The 14,436-nt window shown below is 64.5% G+C and carries 23 protein-coding genes; 3 read left to right on the top strand and 20 right to left on the bottom strand.

All coding sequences use genetic code 11. The features are described from left to right. Positions 1-20: 20 nt before the first annotated feature. From ptsP to ACSFBF_RS31585, 4 genes are all read right to left on the bottom strand, one after another. Positions 21-1,823 (bottom strand): phosphoenolpyruvate--protein phosphotransferase, encoded by a 1,803-nt coding sequence (gene ptsP / locus ACSFBF_RS31600; protein ID WP_435473956.1) that lies wholly within the window; start codon positions 1,821-1,823, stop codon positions 21-23. A 10-nt stretch (positions 1,824-1,833) separates the two neighbouring features. Then, on the bottom strand, positions 1,834-2,103 hold the full coding sequence (locus ACSFBF_RS31595; protein WP_258352525.1) for an HPr family phosphocarrier protein: 270 nt from the start codon (positions 2,101-2,103) through the stop codon (positions 1,834-1,836). Beyond that, entirely contained in the window at positions 2,072-2,527 is a 456-nt protein-coding gene (locus ACSFBF_RS31590) for a PTS sugar transporter subunit IIA (protein ID WP_093057764.1), read from the bottom strand. The genes ACSFBF_RS31595 and ACSFBF_RS31590 overlap by 32 nt, the downstream gene beginning before the upstream one ends. Positions 2,528-2,696: 169 nt before the next feature. Further along, the gene (locus tag ACSFBF_RS31585; RefSeq protein WP_435473954.1) at positions 2,697-3,242 is read right to left on the bottom strand and encodes a hypothetical protein; all 546 of its coding nucleotides are present in this window, start codon (positions 3,240-3,242) and stop codon (positions 2,697-2,699) included. Between the two features lie 100 nt (positions 3,243-3,342). Here ACSFBF_RS31585 and ACSFBF_RS31580 point away from each other — a divergent pair, with 100 nt between their 5' ends. Continuing rightward, a complete protein-coding gene (locus ACSFBF_RS31580) occupies positions 3,343-3,840 on the top strand; it encodes a TlpA disulfide reductase family protein (RefSeq protein WP_093057766.1) in 498 nt (165 codons plus the stop codon). 64 nt (positions 3,841-3,904) lie between these two features. Here the strand turns inward: ACSFBF_RS31580 and ACSFBF_RS31575 are convergent, their stop codons facing one another. Continuing rightward, entirely contained in the window at positions 3,905-4,351 is a 447-nt protein-coding gene (locus ACSFBF_RS31575; RefSeq protein WP_435473951.1) for a c-type cytochrome, read from the bottom strand. Positions 4,352-4,513: 162 nt separating this feature from the next. On the opposite strand from ACSFBF_RS31575, the gene ACSFBF_RS31570 reads away from it, so the two are divergent. Together ACSFBF_RS31570 and ACSFBF_RS31565 are read left to right on the top strand one after the other, a co-directional pair. Continuing rightward, positions 4,514-5,224 carry a cytochrome b/b6 domain-containing protein gene (locus ACSFBF_RS31570; protein ID WP_435473949.1) on the top strand — a complete coding sequence of 237 codons (711 nt, stop codon included), beginning with the start codon at positions 4,514-4,516 and terminating at the stop codon, positions 5,222-5,224. After that, entirely contained in the window at positions 5,221-5,808 is a 588-nt protein-coding gene (locus ACSFBF_RS31565; RefSeq protein WP_435473947.1) for a GNAT family N-acetyltransferase, read from the top strand. Before ACSFBF_RS31570 ends, ACSFBF_RS31565 begins: the two co-directional genes overlap by 4 nt. Positions 5,809-5,821: 13 nt before the next feature. On the opposite strand, the gene ACSFBF_RS31560 is transcribed toward ACSFBF_RS31565, so the two are convergent. From ACSFBF_RS31560 to ACSFBF_RS31490, 15 genes are all read right to left on the bottom strand, one after another. Then, positions 5,822-6,328, bottom strand: coding sequence for a peroxiredoxin (locus ACSFBF_RS31560; RefSeq protein ID WP_093079077.1), 507 nt, complete (start codon positions 6,326-6,328; stop codon positions 5,822-5,824). A 76-nt stretch (positions 6,329-6,404) separates the two neighbouring features. Beyond that, the gene (rpsQ, locus tag ACSFBF_RS31555; RefSeq protein ID WP_015867662.1) at positions 6,405-6,674 is read right to left on the bottom strand and encodes a 30S ribosomal protein S17; all 270 of its coding nucleotides are present in this window, start codon (positions 6,672-6,674) and stop codon (positions 6,405-6,407) included. Between the two features lie 9 nt (positions 6,675-6,683). Then, complete coding sequence (gene rpmC / locus ACSFBF_RS31550) at positions 6,684-6,893, bottom strand: 50S ribosomal protein L29 (protein ID WP_258355404.1); 210 nt, start codon at positions 6,891-6,893, stop codon at positions 6,684-6,686. A 55-nt stretch (positions 6,894-6,948) separates the two neighbouring features. After that, positions 6,949-7,365, bottom strand: coding sequence for a 50S ribosomal protein L16 (gene rplP / locus ACSFBF_RS31545; RefSeq protein ID WP_007838137.1), 417 nt, complete (start codon positions 7,363-7,365; stop codon positions 6,949-6,951). Positions 7,366-7,417: 52 nt separating this feature from the next. After that, a complete protein-coding gene (rpsC, locus tag ACSFBF_RS31540) occupies positions 7,418-8,332 on the bottom strand; it encodes a 30S ribosomal protein S3 (RefSeq protein WP_435473944.1) in 915 nt (304 codons plus the stop codon). A 17-nt stretch (positions 8,333-8,349) separates the two neighbouring features. Further along, positions 8,350-8,682 (bottom strand): 50S ribosomal protein L22, encoded by a 333-nt coding sequence (gene rplV, locus ACSFBF_RS31535; protein ID WP_007838134.1) that lies wholly within the window; start codon positions 8,680-8,682, stop codon positions 8,350-8,352. Between the two features lie 9 nt (positions 8,683-8,691). Next, the gene (rpsS, locus tag ACSFBF_RS31530; protein ID WP_007838132.1) at positions 8,692-8,970 is read right to left on the bottom strand and encodes a 30S ribosomal protein S19; all 279 of its coding nucleotides are present in this window, start codon (positions 8,968-8,970) and stop codon (positions 8,692-8,694) included. Positions 8,971-8,980: 10 nt separating this feature from the next. After that, positions 8,981-9,805, bottom strand: coding sequence for a 50S ribosomal protein L2 (gene rplB / locus ACSFBF_RS31525; protein WP_093057772.1), 825 nt, complete (start codon positions 9,803-9,805; stop codon positions 8,981-8,983). A gap of 2 nt (positions 9,806-9,807) precedes the next feature. Next, positions 9,808-10,143: a 50S ribosomal protein L23 gene (gene rplW / locus ACSFBF_RS31520; protein WP_093057773.1), complete on the bottom strand. Its 336-nt coding sequence runs from the start codon at positions 10,141-10,143 to the stop codon at positions 9,808-9,810. Next, entirely contained in the window at positions 10,140-10,760 is a 621-nt protein-coding gene (rplD, locus tag ACSFBF_RS31515; RefSeq protein WP_019657681.1) for a 50S ribosomal protein L4, read from the bottom strand. Before rplD ends, rplW begins: the two co-directional genes overlap by 4 nt. Then, on the bottom strand, positions 10,760-11,440 hold the full coding sequence (rplC, locus tag ACSFBF_RS31510) for a 50S ribosomal protein L3 (protein WP_093057774.1): 681 nt from the start codon (positions 11,438-11,440) through the stop codon (positions 10,760-10,762). The genes rplD and rplC overlap by 1 nt, the downstream gene beginning before the upstream one ends. Positions 11,441-11,678: 238 nt before the next feature. Then, the gene (locus ACSFBF_RS31505; protein ID WP_435473940.1) at positions 11,679-12,227 is read right to left on the bottom strand and encodes a hypothetical protein; all 549 of its coding nucleotides are present in this window, start codon (positions 12,225-12,227) and stop codon (positions 11,679-11,681) included. Positions 12,228-12,244: 17 nt separating this feature from the next. Next, positions 12,245-13,831 (bottom strand): hypothetical protein, encoded by a 1,587-nt coding sequence (locus tag ACSFBF_RS31500; RefSeq protein WP_435473938.1) that lies wholly within the window; start codon positions 13,829-13,831, stop codon positions 12,245-12,247. 153 nt (positions 13,832-13,984) lie between these two features. Further along, positions 13,985-14,299 carry a 30S ribosomal protein S10 gene (gene rpsJ / locus ACSFBF_RS31495; protein ID WP_007838118.1) on the bottom strand — a complete coding sequence of 105 codons (315 nt, stop codon included), beginning with the start codon at positions 14,297-14,299 and terminating at the stop codon, positions 13,985-13,987. A 21-nt stretch (positions 14,300-14,320) separates the two neighbouring features. Continuing rightward, positions 14,321-14,436: EF-Tu C-terminal domain-related protein (locus ACSFBF_RS31490; RefSeq protein WP_475539687.1), on the bottom strand; the 116-nt coding region annotated here is incomplete at its 5' end.

Here is a 14,436-nt window from a genome sequence, read left to right as displayed (position 1 = left end):
AGGGTGAGTGAAAAGTACGCTCAACCCGCCATCGTGGCGGCAGGGTCGTCGGACTCGAGCACGCTCTTGGCCCATGCCTCGAGCTTGCTGGTGTCAGCGCGCAGCACTTCCTGCTTGACCGCGAGGATGCGCGAGGGGTGCATCGAGAAGCTGCGCAGGCCAAGGCCCAGCAGCAGGCGCGTGAAGGCCACGTCGCCCGCCATCTCGCCGCACACGGCCACGCCCTTGCCCTGGCGGCGGCACTCGGCAATGGTGTCGGCCACGAGGCGCAGCACAGCGGGGTGCGCAGGGTCATAGAGGTGCGCCACCGATTCGTCGGCGCGGTCGATGGCCAGCGTGTACTGGATCAGGTCGTTCGTGCCGATCGACAGGAAGTCGAAGTGCTTCAGGAAGATGTTCAGCGTGAGCGCGGCCGCCGGAATCTCGATCATGGCGCCGAGCTTCACCGGGCCGTGCACCGCGCCGCGGTTGTCGAGCTCGGTGCGCGCGAAGTCGATCAGCGACAGCGTCTGGCGGATCTCGCTCGCGTGCGCGAGCATGGGGATCAGCAGATGGATTTCGCCGTGCGCCGCCGCACGCAGAATGGCGCGCAGCTGCGTGAGGAACATCGCCGGGTCGGCCAGGCTCCAGCGGATGGCGCGCAGGCCGAGCGCGGGGTTCAGGTGCTCCTGCTTGTTGGCCGACTTGCTGTCGAGCGGCTTGTCTGCCCCCACGTCGATGGTGCGGATGGTGACGGGCATGCCCTGCATGCCCTCGACCGCGCGCTTGTAGGCCTGGTACTGCTCTTCTTCGTCGGGCAGGCGGGTCTGGCGCGTGGTCGACTCGCGACCCATGAAGAGGAATTCGCTGCGGAACAGGCCCACGCCCACCGCCCCGGCCTTGACGGCGCCCACGGTGTCTTCGGGCATCTCGATGTTGGCGAGCAGTTCGACGCGCTGGCCGTCAAGCGTGACGGCCGGCTTGTGGCGCAGCCGCGCGAGCCGGCCGCGTTCGAGATCGCCCTGGCGCTGCTTGAAGCCGTACTCGGCCAGGATGATCGGAGACGGATCAACGATCACCACGCCGGCGTCGCCGTCGATGATGACCCAGTCGTCCTGGCGCACCAGCTGGCTCGCGGTGCGCGCGCCGACCACGGCCGGAATGTCCATGCTGCGCGCAACGATGGCAGTGTGCGAGGTGCGCCCACCCACGTCGGTGACGAAGCCGGCGAACACGCTTTTCTTGAACTGCAGCATGTCGGCCGGCGAGAGGTCGTGCGCGATGAGCACCAGCGGCACGTCGATGCCGTCGCCAGCGGTGGGGTCGTCGTTGTCGTCGTCCGAGGCGGCGGCGCGCTTGCGGCGCGGCGGGCTCGGAGCCAGCACGGCGGCCGTGCCCTTCATGCGGTGCAGCAGGCGCTCGACCACCTGTTCGAGGTCGGCCTTGCGCTCGCGCAGGTACTCGTCCTCCATCTCGTCGAACTGGCGCGCAATGATTTCGAGCTGCGTGGTCAGCGCCCATTCGGCGTTGTAGAGCCGCTCGCTGATCCAGTGCTTGACGCCGCCGCTCAAGGCCTCGTCCTGCAGCAGCATCTGGTGCACCTCGAGCAGCGCCGCGAGTTCGTGCGGCGCGTCGTTGGGGCCCATCAGCGCGACGTTGGCCTGCAGCTTGGCGAGCTCGTCGGCCACTGCGTTGCGCGCGGTGCGCACGCGGTCAATCTCGGTCTCGATTTCTTCGGGCTTGATGAAGTAGTGGGCCACATCGATGCGGCTCGACACCACCATCACCGCGCGCCCGATGGCAATGCCACGGGCGACAGGGAGGCCGTGGACTGCGAAAGTCATGGGACGGTCCTTACTCGCCTTCGCCGAACTTGTCGTCCATGAGCTGGACGATGGCGTTCATCGCTTCTTCTTCCTGCTGGCCGTTGGTTTCGAGCTCGACGGTCGAGCCGATGCCGGCGGCCAGCATCATCACGCCCATGATGCTCTTGGCATTGATGCGGCGGTCGCCGCGGGAGAGCCACACCTCGCAGGGAAAGCTGCCTGCGAGCTTGGTCAGCTTGGCCGATGCGCGTGCGTGCAGGCCCAGCTTATTGCTGATGGTCACGGATTTCTTGATCACTGTGCTTTCTTTTCGCCTGATTCTGGGGAGCCGCCACCGCCACCTGCATGACGCCCGCGGTGCCGCCTGCGAGGGCGCGCTGCACCAGCGTCTCAAGAGGCTCATGCCGGTAGGTGACGGCACGCAGCAGCATCGGAAGATTGACCCCCGCCACCAGCCGCGACCGGACGCCGTCCACCAGCTTCTGCGCCACGTTGCAGGGCGTGGCGCCGAACACGTCTGCCAGCACCAGCACCTGCGAGCGCGGCGTGTGCAGCTGCTGCGCGAGCGTGATGCGCGCGGCCGCCAGCGTTTCTTCGGGCGACACGTTGGGCAGCACGTCGAGCGCGACGATGGCCTGCTCGCAATCGGGAAACACATGCAGCGCGCACTGCCGCAGCGCGTGTGCGAACGGTGAGTGGGCGATGATGAGGATGCTGTTCATGCGGGACGGAGGACGACTCGTCGATTATGCGGGGGCGCCCAGGGGAAGTAGATATACGACATAACGCAGCAGCCCCGAAAAACAGACAGCACCGCGCGAAATGAGACAGCCGTGTGTCCACACTTGTCGCGGGAGGCACTATCAAAACAATAGCGAATGGTGCGGTCGTTCACGGAAGCCGCAGGCCCTCGAAGAATGTCTTCGACGCTTCGGCGGAGGAAGGCTTGCCCAGCACGGTAGCCTGATAGAGCGCCACGGTGCCGTCTTTTTGCGACTGGGCGAACCAGAGCACCTGTACCGGTGCGGCGCCTTGCTGCTGCGGCTGGGCGTCGAGCCGCAACGGGGCGGGCGTGGCGGTCGCGCGCTGCACGCTGGCGGGGGCTTCCGTCACCTGCCGCGCTTCGCCCAGTTGGCCGCGCGTGGCGACGTGCCACGCATTGAGCCAGGCCTCGGCCTGCACAGGGCCGTTGGCAGAGGCATGCGCGATGGCGAAGGTCGCACCGCCGGCTTCGCAGCCCGCCATATCGACCTGCACCGATTCGGCGCCCAGCGGCAGGGCACGGTTCGCGCGGTCGGGCTTGCAGGGCAGCAGCGCGATCAGGCCCGATTCGGCGACCGGCACTTCGCGCCAGTTGAAAGTGGGGCTGCAGGCTGCGAGCAGGGCTGCTGCGGTCAGCGCAAGCCAGGACGAAGAAAAAGCGGGCGACGACGGCATGGGGCAGCGATTATCGAACCGCGCGAGGGCGGCCGGAGCGCCGCCAGCACGATCCGGCACGCGGAACTAAAATCGCGCCGCCCTTCTCTTGCTTGAAGCCATGAAAAAATACATCGCCGCCGCTGCCGTCGTCATCGCATTGGCCACCGGCGTGGGCGTGTACCTCGGCTCCGGCGCCACTGCCGCGCCGGCCTCGACCTTCGTGTTGCTCGACGGCACGCAAAAGAGTACAGCGGACCTGAAGGGCAAGGTCACCCTGGTCAACTTCTGGGCCACGAGCTGCGTGACCTGCGTCGGCGAGATGCCCAAGGTCATCGCCACCTACGACAAGTACAAGGCGCAGGGCTACGACACCCTGGCCGTGGCCATGAGCTACGACCCGCCGAGCTACGTCGTCAATTTCGCCCAGACGCGCAAGCTGCCGTTCAAGGTGGCGATCGACAACACCGGCAGCGTGGCGCAGGCCTGGGGCGACGTGAAGCTCACGCCGACCACCTATCTGGTCAACAAGCGCGGCGAGATCGTGAAGCGCTATGTGGGCGAGCCGGACTTCGCCGAGCTGCACAAATTGATCGAAAAGCTGCTGGCCGAGGCCTGATCTTCCGGCCCTCCCAGCAAAAAGGCGCTCCAGAAGAGCGCCTTTTGCTTTTGAGATACGCCGTTTACTGATTGCGGAAGCTGTCGTGACAAGCCTTGCAGCTCGCGGCGGTCGGGCCAAACTGAGCCTTGAGCGCATCGAGGTTGCCGGCCTTGGCGGCGGTCACCAGCTTGCCGGTTTCTTCCATCAGCTTCTGCTGGCGCTCCTTGAACTTGGCGTCTTCCTTCCAGACGTCAGGCTTGGCCTTGCCGCCCTCGGTGCCGGCGCCGAAGCCGGCCCAGGGCAGCTTCGCCATGTCGGCGACCACTTCGGCATTGGCCGCTGCAGCGCTGGCGTCGTAGGGAGCACGGCCGTTGGCCATGGCGCCGAGGCGAGCGAAATGCTGGCTCATCACGAATAGCGCGCTCTGGCGGTACTTGATGGCGTCCTCGGGCTTGGCAAACTGGGCCGCTGCGGGGAGGGACATGGCAGCGCAGGCGGCTGCAAGGGCGAACGAAGCAAGTCGGGTCATCGTGGGTCCTCGTTGTGGGGAAAGCGCCGTCGAACGCGGCACTGCGGGCGAGTGTAGGGGCGGCCCGTGTCCGGCGCATAGCAACAACCCGAAGCAGACTGGGGCCCGGACTTTGCTAATCTGCGCCTTCCGCAGCATTGCGCCCCCTTGGCGCCTTCTTCGATGACCGACTCCTCCGTGGCCGCCTTTCGCGCGACCTCCGGCTCCGGCGCCCGCACACGGGTCTGGGACCTGCCAACGCGCCTTTTCCACTGGGCGCTTGCCATCGCCGTCATCAGCATGATCGGCACCGGCCTGGGCGGTGTCATGGAATGGCACTTTCGCCTTGGGTACACGGTGCTTGCGCTGCTGCTGTTCCGGCTGCTCTGGGGTTTTGTCGGCGGGCGCTGGTCGCGCTTTGCGGCGTTTGTCTACGGGCCGGGGTCGGTCGTGGCCTACCTGCGCGGACGGGCGCATCCGGACCATCTGATCGGGCACACGCCACTGGGCGCGCTGTCGGTGTTCGCGGTGCTGGCGATCCTTGCGTTGCAGGTCGCCACCGGGCTGATGGCGGACGACGAAATCTCGGCTTCTGGGCCGCTCACGCGTTTCGTCTCGGGCGAAGTCGTGAGCCTGGCCACGGGCTGGCACAAGGCACAGGGCAAGTGGACCGTGATCACGCTCGTGAGCCTGCATGTGCTGGCAGTGCTGTTCTACGTGCTCGTCAAGCGGCATCGCCTGGTGCGGCCGATGGTGACTGGCGACAAGCTGGTTTCCGCCGAGAGCGGCCAGGTGGCGCCGAGCCGCGACGATGCGGCCTCGCGCTGGCTTGCGCTGGTGCTGTTCGCGCTGTGCGCGGGCGTGGCTTACTGGGTTTCTTCGTTGCGCGTATGAGCTTTTCCGTGTCACGCCCCCTGCCGCTGTCAGCGATGCCGGCCGTCGTGTTGCTTGCGCCTGAAGAGGCGCACGAGATCGAGGCCGCGCGCGCGATCTTCCGCGACTACGCGGGTTCGCTGGGCATCGATCTGGACTTTCAGGATTTCGACAGCGAGCTGGCACAACTGCCGGGCGAATACGCCGAGCCACGCGGCACGCTGTTTCTGGCGCTGGTCGATCCCGTCAATGTGTCGGAAGACGCCGGGCGCCAAGCGCCAACGCTGCAGCGCGCCGACGGCACGCTGGCGCATGTGGCGGGGTGCTGCGCGCTACGGCCGCTCGACAGCGCGGACTACGCGAACGCTGCGGAAATGAAGCGCCTCTACGTACGCCCCGGCTTCCGTGGCCTGGGGCTGGGCCGCCAGTTGGCCGAGGCGATCCTCGACGCCGCACGCAGCGCGGGATACGGCTGTGTGCTGCTCGACACCCTCGACGACATGGAGTCGGCGCGGGCCCTGTACGAAGACCTGGGCTTCGCGGAGGTGCCGCCCTACTATCACAACCCCGTCGCCGGGGCCCACTACCTCAAAGTGGATCTCTGACTGAAGCGGCCGATCAGCCGCGGGCTTGCGCCAGCAGCGTATCGGCGTCGCTGACTTCGAACTTGCCCGGCGCCTCGACGTTCAGCGTCGCGACCTTGCCGTCCTTCACGAGCATCGAATAACGGTTGCTGCGCAGTCCCATGCCGCGACCGGTCAGGTCGAGCGTGAGGCCGGTGGCCTTGGCGAAGTCAGCGCTGCCGTCGGCCAGCATGCGCACCTTGGCGCCGGTCTTCTGGTCGCGCGCCCAGGCGCCCATCACGAAGGCGTCGTTCACGCTCACGCACCAGATCTCGTCCACGCCGGCAGCCTTGAAGTCGTCGAAGTGCTGCACGTAGCCCGGCACGTGCTTGGCCGAGCAGGTGGGCGTGAAGGCACCGGGCAGCGCGAACAGCGCAATGGTCTTGCCCGCCGAAGCCTTGCTCACGTCCACGGCGTTCGGGCCGATGCTGCAGCCTTCGCCCTCGACCTCGGAATATTCCTGCAGGGTGGCCGAAGGAAGGGTGTCGCCGACTTTGATCATTGAATGTGCTCCTGAAAAAGAAAAACGGCCCACATTGTGGGCCGTTTCTAGATGGGCTGTATCGAGCCGGGGATGATCAGACCAGAACGGCCTTCTCGACCAGACGGGTCACGACCCAGTTCTTGGTCTTCGAGATCGGACGGCTTTCCGTGATCTCGATGGTGTCGCCCAGCTTGTACTCGCCCTTTTCGTCATGGGCGTGGTACTTGCTCGTCTTGGCCACGATCTTGCCGTAGAGCTCGTGCTTCACACGGCGCTCGACCAGCACGGTCACGGTCTTGGCACGCTTGTCGCTGACCACCTTGCCGATCAAGGTGCGCTTGAGGGATTTTTTAGCTTCCGTCATGTTCACTCCTTACTTGGCGGCGGGGGTTTCTTGCTGCTTCTGAGCAAGAATGGTCTTGGCGCGCGCGATGTCGCGACGCGTGACGCGCAGCGTCGAGGTGTTCGACAGCTGTTGCGTGGCTTTCTGCATGCGCAGGCCGAAATGAGCCTTCTGCAGATCCTTGATTTCGGCTTGCAGGCCCACGACGTCCTTCGTGCGCAGGGTTGCAGCCTTCGTCACCTTGGCCGGAGCCGCGGTTTCTTTTTTCTTACGTGTTGCCATGGATGTTCTCCTCTCAGGCGCCGAGCTGGCGAGCGACGAACGTCGTACGCAGCGGAAGCTTGGCGGCGGCCAGGCGGAACGCTTCGCGGGCGAGTTCTTCGGGCACGCCGACGATCTCGAACACGATCTTGCCAGGCTGGATTTCAGCGACGTAGTACTCGGGGTTGCCCTTACCGTTACCCATCCGCACTTCAGCGGGCTTGGTAGAGATTGGCTTGTCCGGGAACACGCGGATCCAGATACGGCCACCGCGCTTCACGTGACGCGAAATCGCGCGACGAGCGGCTTCGATCTGGCGCGCCGTGAGGCGGCCGCGGTCGGTGCATTTGAGACCGAAGTCACCGAACGCAACCGAGTTACCCGTGGTTGCGATGCCGGTGTTGCGGCCCTTTTGTTCCTTGCGGAACTTTCTGCGTGCAGGTTGCAGCATGTTTTGTTACTCCGTGAGGGCCCCAGGCACTTGCGTGCCCGGGAGCGACCGATTACTCGGTCTTGGCACCGTCCGCTGCTGCAGCGGGCGCGGCTTTGCGGACGCGCTTAACGGCGGGTTTCGAGTCTGCACCGGCACCGCCGGTTGCTTCTGCGGGCTTGTCGCTGCCATCGGCCGGGGCGGTGTTGCCACCGATCGGGCCACGGGCACCGGCGCGCGGGCCGGGACCACGGCGGTCGCTGCTCGGACGGTCGCCACCAGGGCGGCCATCACGGCGCGGACCGCGCGGACGACGTTCTTCTTCGGGACGCGGCGTTTCGACGGCCGGCAGGTCGTTACGACCCAGCGTGTCGCCCTTGTAGACCCAGACCTTGACGCCGATGACGCCGTAGGTGGTCTTGGCTTCCGAGGTGCCGTAGTCGATGTCGGCGCGCAGGGTGTGAAGCGGCACGCGGCCTTCGCGGTACCACTCGGTACGTGCGATTTCGATGCCGTTCAGGCGGCCAGCCGACATGATCTTGATGCCCAGGGCACCCAGACGCATGGCGTTTTGCATGGCGCGCTTCATGGCGCGGCGGAACATGATCCGCTTTTCGAGCTGCTGCGTGATGCTGTCGGCGATCAGCTGCGCATCGATTTCGGGCTTGCGCACTTCTTCGATGTTGACCGCAACCGGCACGCCGAGCTGCTTGCCCAGTTCGCGCTTGAGGTTCTCGATGTCTTCGCCCTTCTTGCCGATCACGACGCCCGGACGTGCCGAGTAGATCGTGATGCGTGCATTCTTGGCGGGACGCTCGATCATGACGCGCGAAACCGAAGCGTTCTTCAGCTTCTTCTTCAGGTATTCGCGAACCTTGATGTCTTCGGCCAGCATGCCCGCGAAATCGCGGTCGCTTGCGTACCAACGGCTGGACCAGTTACGGGTAACCGCAAGGCGGAACCCGGTTGGGTGGATTTTCTGTCCCATATTTCTTCCAGGCCTTCTTAGTTGCCAACCGTCACGTACACATGGCACGTGGGCTTGCTGATGCGATTGCCGCGACCCTTGGCCCGCGCCGTGAAGCGCTTGAGCGTTGCACCTTGCTCGACGTAGATGGTCTTGACCTTCAGCTCGTCGATGTCGGCACCGTCGTTGTGCTCGGCGTTGGCGATTGCCGACTCGAGCACCTTCTTGATGATCACAGCGGCCTTTTTCTGCGTGAACTGCAGAACGTTGAGCGCTTGATCGACCTTCTTGCCGCGGATCAGGTCCGCGACCAGACGGCCCTTGTCGACCGACAGGCGGACACCGCGGAGGACTGCACGTGTTTCAGACATGGTCGTTCCTTACTTCTTCTGGACTTTTTTGTCCGCGGGGTGCCCCTTGAACGTGCGCGTGAGCGCAAATTCGCCGAGCTTGTGGCCGACCATCTGGTCGGTGATGTACACGGGCACGTGTTGCTTGCCGTTGTGCACAGCGATGGTCAGACCGATGAATTCGGGCAGAACCATCGAGCGGCGCGACCAGGTCTTGATCGGCTTCTTGTCCTTGGTCGTCACGGCCTTGTCGGCCTTGGCCACGAGGTGGTGGTCGACGAAAGGACCCTTTTTGAGAGAGCGAGTCATTGGCTATCCCTTACTTCTTGCGACGCGACACGATGAAGACCTGCGTGCGCTTGTTGTTACGGGTGCGATAGCCCTTGGTCAGATTGCCCCATGGGTCGACAGGATGGCGGCCTTCGCCAGTCTTGCCTTCGCCGCCACCGTGCGGGTGGTCGACCGGGTTCATCACGACGCCGCGAACGGTCGGGCGAATGCCCTTCCAGCGCTTGGCGCCTGCCTTGCCGAGTTGGCGCAGGCTGTGCTCTTCGTTGGCAACTTCGCCGATCGTCGCGCGGCATTCGATGTGAATGCGGCGGACTTCGCCCGAACGCATGCGGACCTGGGCGTAAACGCCTTCACGGGCCAGCAGCGTAGCCGACGTACCGGCCGAACGTGCGATCTGCGCGCCCTTGCCGGGTTGCAGTTCGATGCAGTGGATCGTCGAGCCGACCGGGATGTTGCGGATCGGCAGGGTGTTGCCGGCGCGGATCGGGGCTTCGGCGCCCGACAGCAGCGTTGCACCGGCTTCAAGACCGCGCGGGGCGATGATGTAGCGGCGCTCGCCGTCGGCGTAGCAGACCAGAGCGATGTGGGCGGTGCGGTTCGGGTCGTACTCGATGCGTTCGACCTTGGCCGGAATGCCGTCCTTGTTGCGCACGAAGTCGACAACGCGGTAGTGGTGCTTGGAACCACCGCCACGGTGACGGATCGTGATGTGACCGTTGTTGTTACGGCCGGCCTTCTGGAACTGGGGTTCCAGCAGGGCTGCGTGAGGAGCACCCTTGAACAGGTGGTCACGCGAGATCTTCACCGCGCCGCGTTGGCCCGGCGAAGTGGGTTTCATCTTGATGACGGCCATGATTAAGCGCCTTCCCCGACGAGGTTGAGCTCTTGACCGGCCTTCAGCGTCACATAGGCCTTGCGAACGTTGTCGCGGCGGCCGATGGACTTGCCAAAGCGCTTGGTCTTGCCCTTGGTGTTGAGCACCGACACGCCCTGGACTTCGACCTTGAACATCAGTTCGACAGCGGCCTTGATCTCGGGCTTGGTGGCGTCTTGCAGCACCTTGAAAGTGACAGCGTTCGACTTCTCGCCGACCATCGTGGCCTTTTCAGACACGATCGGGGCGACCAGCACCGCCATCAGGCGGCCTTCTTCGAACGTACGTTCAGCGGCGGTAGGGTTCACGCGGCTCATGCGAACATCTCCTTGAGCTTGTCGACGGCACCCTTGGTGACCAGCACCTTCTTGTAGTGAACCAGCGACACCGGATCGGCGTAGCGGGGTTCGACCACGAGAACGTTGACCAGATTGCGCGAGGCAAGGTACAGGTTTTCGTCGACTTCTTCGGCGATCACGAGCACGGACTCGAGATTCATCGCCTTGAAACGGGCTGCCAGCGGCTTGGTCTTGGGCGAGTCGACCTTGATCGAATCGACCACGGCCAGACGGCCTTCGCGAGCCAGCTGCGAGAAGATGGACGCCATGCCGGCGCGGTACATCTTCTTGTTGATCTTCTGCGAGAAGTTTTCGTCAGGCATGTTCGGGAAAATCCGGCCACCCCCGCGCCACAGCGGCGAGGACGTCATACCGGCACGGGCGCGGCCCGTTCCCTTTTGCTTGAAAGGCTTCTTGGTCGAGTGCTTGACCTGTTCGCGGTCCTTCTGGGCGCGCGTGCCTTGGCGGGCGTTGGCCTGGAATGCAACGACGATCTGGTGAACCAGGTCTTCGTTGTAGTCACGGCCGAACACAGTCTCGGGGGCGTCGTACTTCGACGCGGCCTGGCCTTGTTCGTTCAGGAGTTCGAGTTCCATTACTTCGCTCCTTGGGCCGCTTGCGGCTTGGCCTTGACGGCGGGACGCACGGTGACGAAGCCACCCTTCGAACCCGGAATCGCGCCCTTGATGAGCAGCAGTTGACGTGCTTCGTCGATGCGGAACACGTCGAGGTTTTGCGTCGTGCGGGTGACGTCGCCGAGGTGGCCCGTCATGCGCTTGCCGGGGAACACGCGACCGGGGTCTTGTGCCATACCGATCGAGCCGGGAACGTTGTGCGAACGGCTGTTACCGTGCGACGCGCGTTGCGAGCTCATGTTGTGACGCTTGATCGTGCCAGCGTAGCCCTTACCAATGGAAGTGCCCTGCACGTCCACCTTCTGGCCCACGGAGAAGACGCTCGTCACAGCAATCACGCCGCCAGCCTTGTGCTGACCAGCGGTATCGGCGGTAACGCGGAATTCCTGGATGATTTCGCCTGCTTCGACACCTGCCTTGGCGAGGTGGCCGGCTTCGGGCTTGGTCACGCGCGATGCTTTGCGCGAACCGAACGTCACCTGCAGGGCGACGTAGCCATCGGTCTCTTGGGACTTGATCTGGGTCACACGGTTGTTGGACACATCCACCACCGTGACAGGAACTGCGTCCCCGTCATCGGTGAAGAGACGCATCATCCCCACCTTGCGGCCCAGCAACCCGAGGGAGTTGCTCAGACTCATTTGTTTTCTCCAAAAATGGAAACTCCCTACGCCGCTGCCACTTCAATTGGCGACAGCGTTTGCCGGGCTTCCCCGAACAGCGTAAGAAGGTTGATAAATCTCTGCCAGAACAACACCCAATGCGGACGCAGCAAGGGCAGAGCCTGCGATTATAGCCCGCGATGCGGGCTCCGCGCAAGCACTGCAATTGCGGCCGTTTTGAGGGCGCCGAAGCCCCGTTTCCGGGGGCTTTCGCGGCTTATTTCGGCTCTTTGGCCGGCAGCGAGATGATTTTTTCGCCTTCCGCGGACGACTTCATCTCGCCCGCAGCCTTCATGGCCGGCGCGGCCGAGCCGGTCTGCACGGGAATGGCGACGATGCTCATGGCGCCGTTCTGCGTGACAAAGACGTTCAGGTAGGCGAGGCCCTCGCGGTCGCTCGTCACCGTGGCAGTGGCGGTCGTACGCTGTCCAGCAGGCAAGGCCAGGCTGCTGCTTGTGGTCAGGGTCAGGCCGGCATCGGTCGTCAGGCGCGCGGTGGCACCTGCCGGATCGCTCACACCGTCGAACTGAAGAACGACAGAGACCGGCCGGCCGACCTGGGGCGTACCTTCCACCCTGAACTGGATCACGACACCGGAATCGTTGGGCTTGCGCGCCGCGACCGTCATGGGCGCAGCATTGCGGGACAAGGCGGCGTGCTTGGCGGTGCGGGGCGCCGGCACGCCATCTGCAAAGACCGGCGCCGACGCGGCGGCGAGCGTCAGGCATGCCACGGTGGCGATCGTCGAACTGGAACGGAGGTTCATGGCGGCCTTCCTCACTGCTATTGAATGATCACGCCGAAGCAGGTGCTGGCGGCGGAATTGTTGAGGTCGTTGACAACCAGAACATGGTCGCCGGCCGACAGGTTGACCGAACTGGTGTTTCGGCTCACCACCCCACCCCGGTAGATCGCGTAGTTGGGATTGGCGCCCGACGGCGGGGAGATCGTGAACTGGTAGCTACGGTTGGCGGGCGCCGTAAAGCGCAGGTAGGCAAAGCTTCCGAGCTTGTTTCCGTCCCGCTGAGGATCCGCAGTGTTCGTCACGCAGGCCGAAGTGGCCGTACCGACCACTGCCTGTTTGTACATCGGCAGCGTGTAGTTCACGGTCGGTGCGCCACCATCGTTGGTTTCCTGTGTGCCATATGCGTCGTTGGTGGCCGCGCTGATGCTTTGCCCCGTCAGCAAGGTAGTCAGTACCGACGCACTGCCCGGCACCGTCGCGTTGAATGCCGCCGTGAACGGATGAATCGACGTGACCGGCGCACCGCTCCTGAACAGCGCCCCCGTCATCGTGTCGTGGATCGGCTTGAACCCGGCCTGCTGGTTCAGATTCCAGAAGATCGACTGAATCGAGGATTCACGGAACCATCCTCTATCGGTCGCCGGCCCCTGCGTGAGATCGAGGCTGCCGCCGTCAGCCTGGCCAGGCCCGCCCGAGTCGACATAGTTGCTCCGCCCCAGCGCAATGCCGGACCAGCCATTGCCCCATCCTTCGGAAAAAGCGAGCCGGCGATCGATGCGCTCGGTCGTGGAGTGCGCGCCGCCCGGCGAATCGTCGCGACTGAAGGAAGCCTGGTAGTAGTGACCCCACTCGTGCGCGATCACGGGCGCGTCGAATTCGTCGGTGTCCACATCTTCCTTGCCGAGCACGTAGATCTCGGCGCCCGAACTCCTGCCGATGAAGAACGTTGTGCCGATCTGTCCCAGCGCGATGCTGCCGCCGGAGTTCGTGTTGTTGACACTCCAGAACACCTTCAGCGACGGAAACGCCGTCGCCGGCGCCACCGACAGCACCTTTTGCATCGCGGTGTAGACCGTATCCACCACGGCGAACGGCCCGGATACACGCTGGCTGGTGTAGCTCGATCCGCCCCATCCGCTGCCGGCACGCAGGTCGCGGCTGAGCGCCGCGGCGCCCGTGGAGAATGCCGACGACTGCATGGAATAGATCGCGTTCGACTGCGTGTTGTCGCGCACGGTGACGTCCCAGCTCGGGAGCGCGCCAGTGCGGGTCAGTTGGGCGCGCACGCGGACAATCACGTTCGTGTTCGACGGAACGCTCGCCGAATAGGCGCCGTTGTCGTCGGTGGAGGTCGTGGCCAGCTGGCTGCCACTGGTGGCGTCGAGCACTTCGACAAAGGCGCCGCGCACCGGCTTGACCGAGGTATCGGCGTACACGAGGCGACCGCTGGGATTGGGCACCGACTCATAGGTGGCCGTACCGCTCAGGGCGACTGGCGTCGTCGGAAGCACGGGCAACAAGGGAATGCCACCACCGCCACCTCCCCCACCGCCGCCGCATGCGGTCAACAACGCCGCCGCGATGCAAGCCACCAAACCCGATGCAAAAGAGATGCTTTGTCTCATAGCTGTGCTGCCCTCGTTTCAGCTGTCCGACGCCTCGATGGAGGGAGGCTGTCGTCCGGCGAGGATGCCACATCTGCGTGACATAAAGCACAAAGCCCGCCTGCATTTCTGCAGGCGGGCCTTGTCAATAACCGAGACGCGAGGTCTAACGAATTACTGCAGCTTGATCTCGACGTCCACGCCGGCCGGCAGGTCGAGCTTCATCAGCGCGTCCACGGTCTTGTCGGTCGGGTCGACGATGTCCATCAGGCGCTGGTGCGTGCGGATTTCCAGCTGGTCGCGCGACGTCTTGTTGACGTGCGGCGAACGCAGGATGTCGAAACGCTTCATGCGGGTCGGCAGGGGCACGGGGCCCTTGACGATCGCGCCGGTGCGCTTGGCGGTGTCGACGATTTCGGCTGCCGACTGGTCGATCAGCTTGTAGTCGAATGCCTTCAGGCGGATGCGGATTTTTTGCTTGGTAGCCATGGTGATTCCTTTGCGTCCGGCTTAGATGTCGAGGATCTTGGCCACGACGCCCGAACCCACGGTACGGCCGCCTTCACGGATGGCGAAGCGCAGGCCTTCTTCCATCGCGATCGGGTTGATCAGCTTGACGGTGATGC

Source organism: Variovorax nivicola (genome assembly GCF_051216475.1).
In the GTDB taxonomy this organism is placed as follows: Bacteria; Pseudomonadota; Gammaproteobacteria; order Burkholderiales; family Burkholderiaceae_C; genus Variovorax.
Note: the sequence above shows the minus strand (reverse complement) of the source record. Positions and strands in the feature narration are given on the sequence as shown.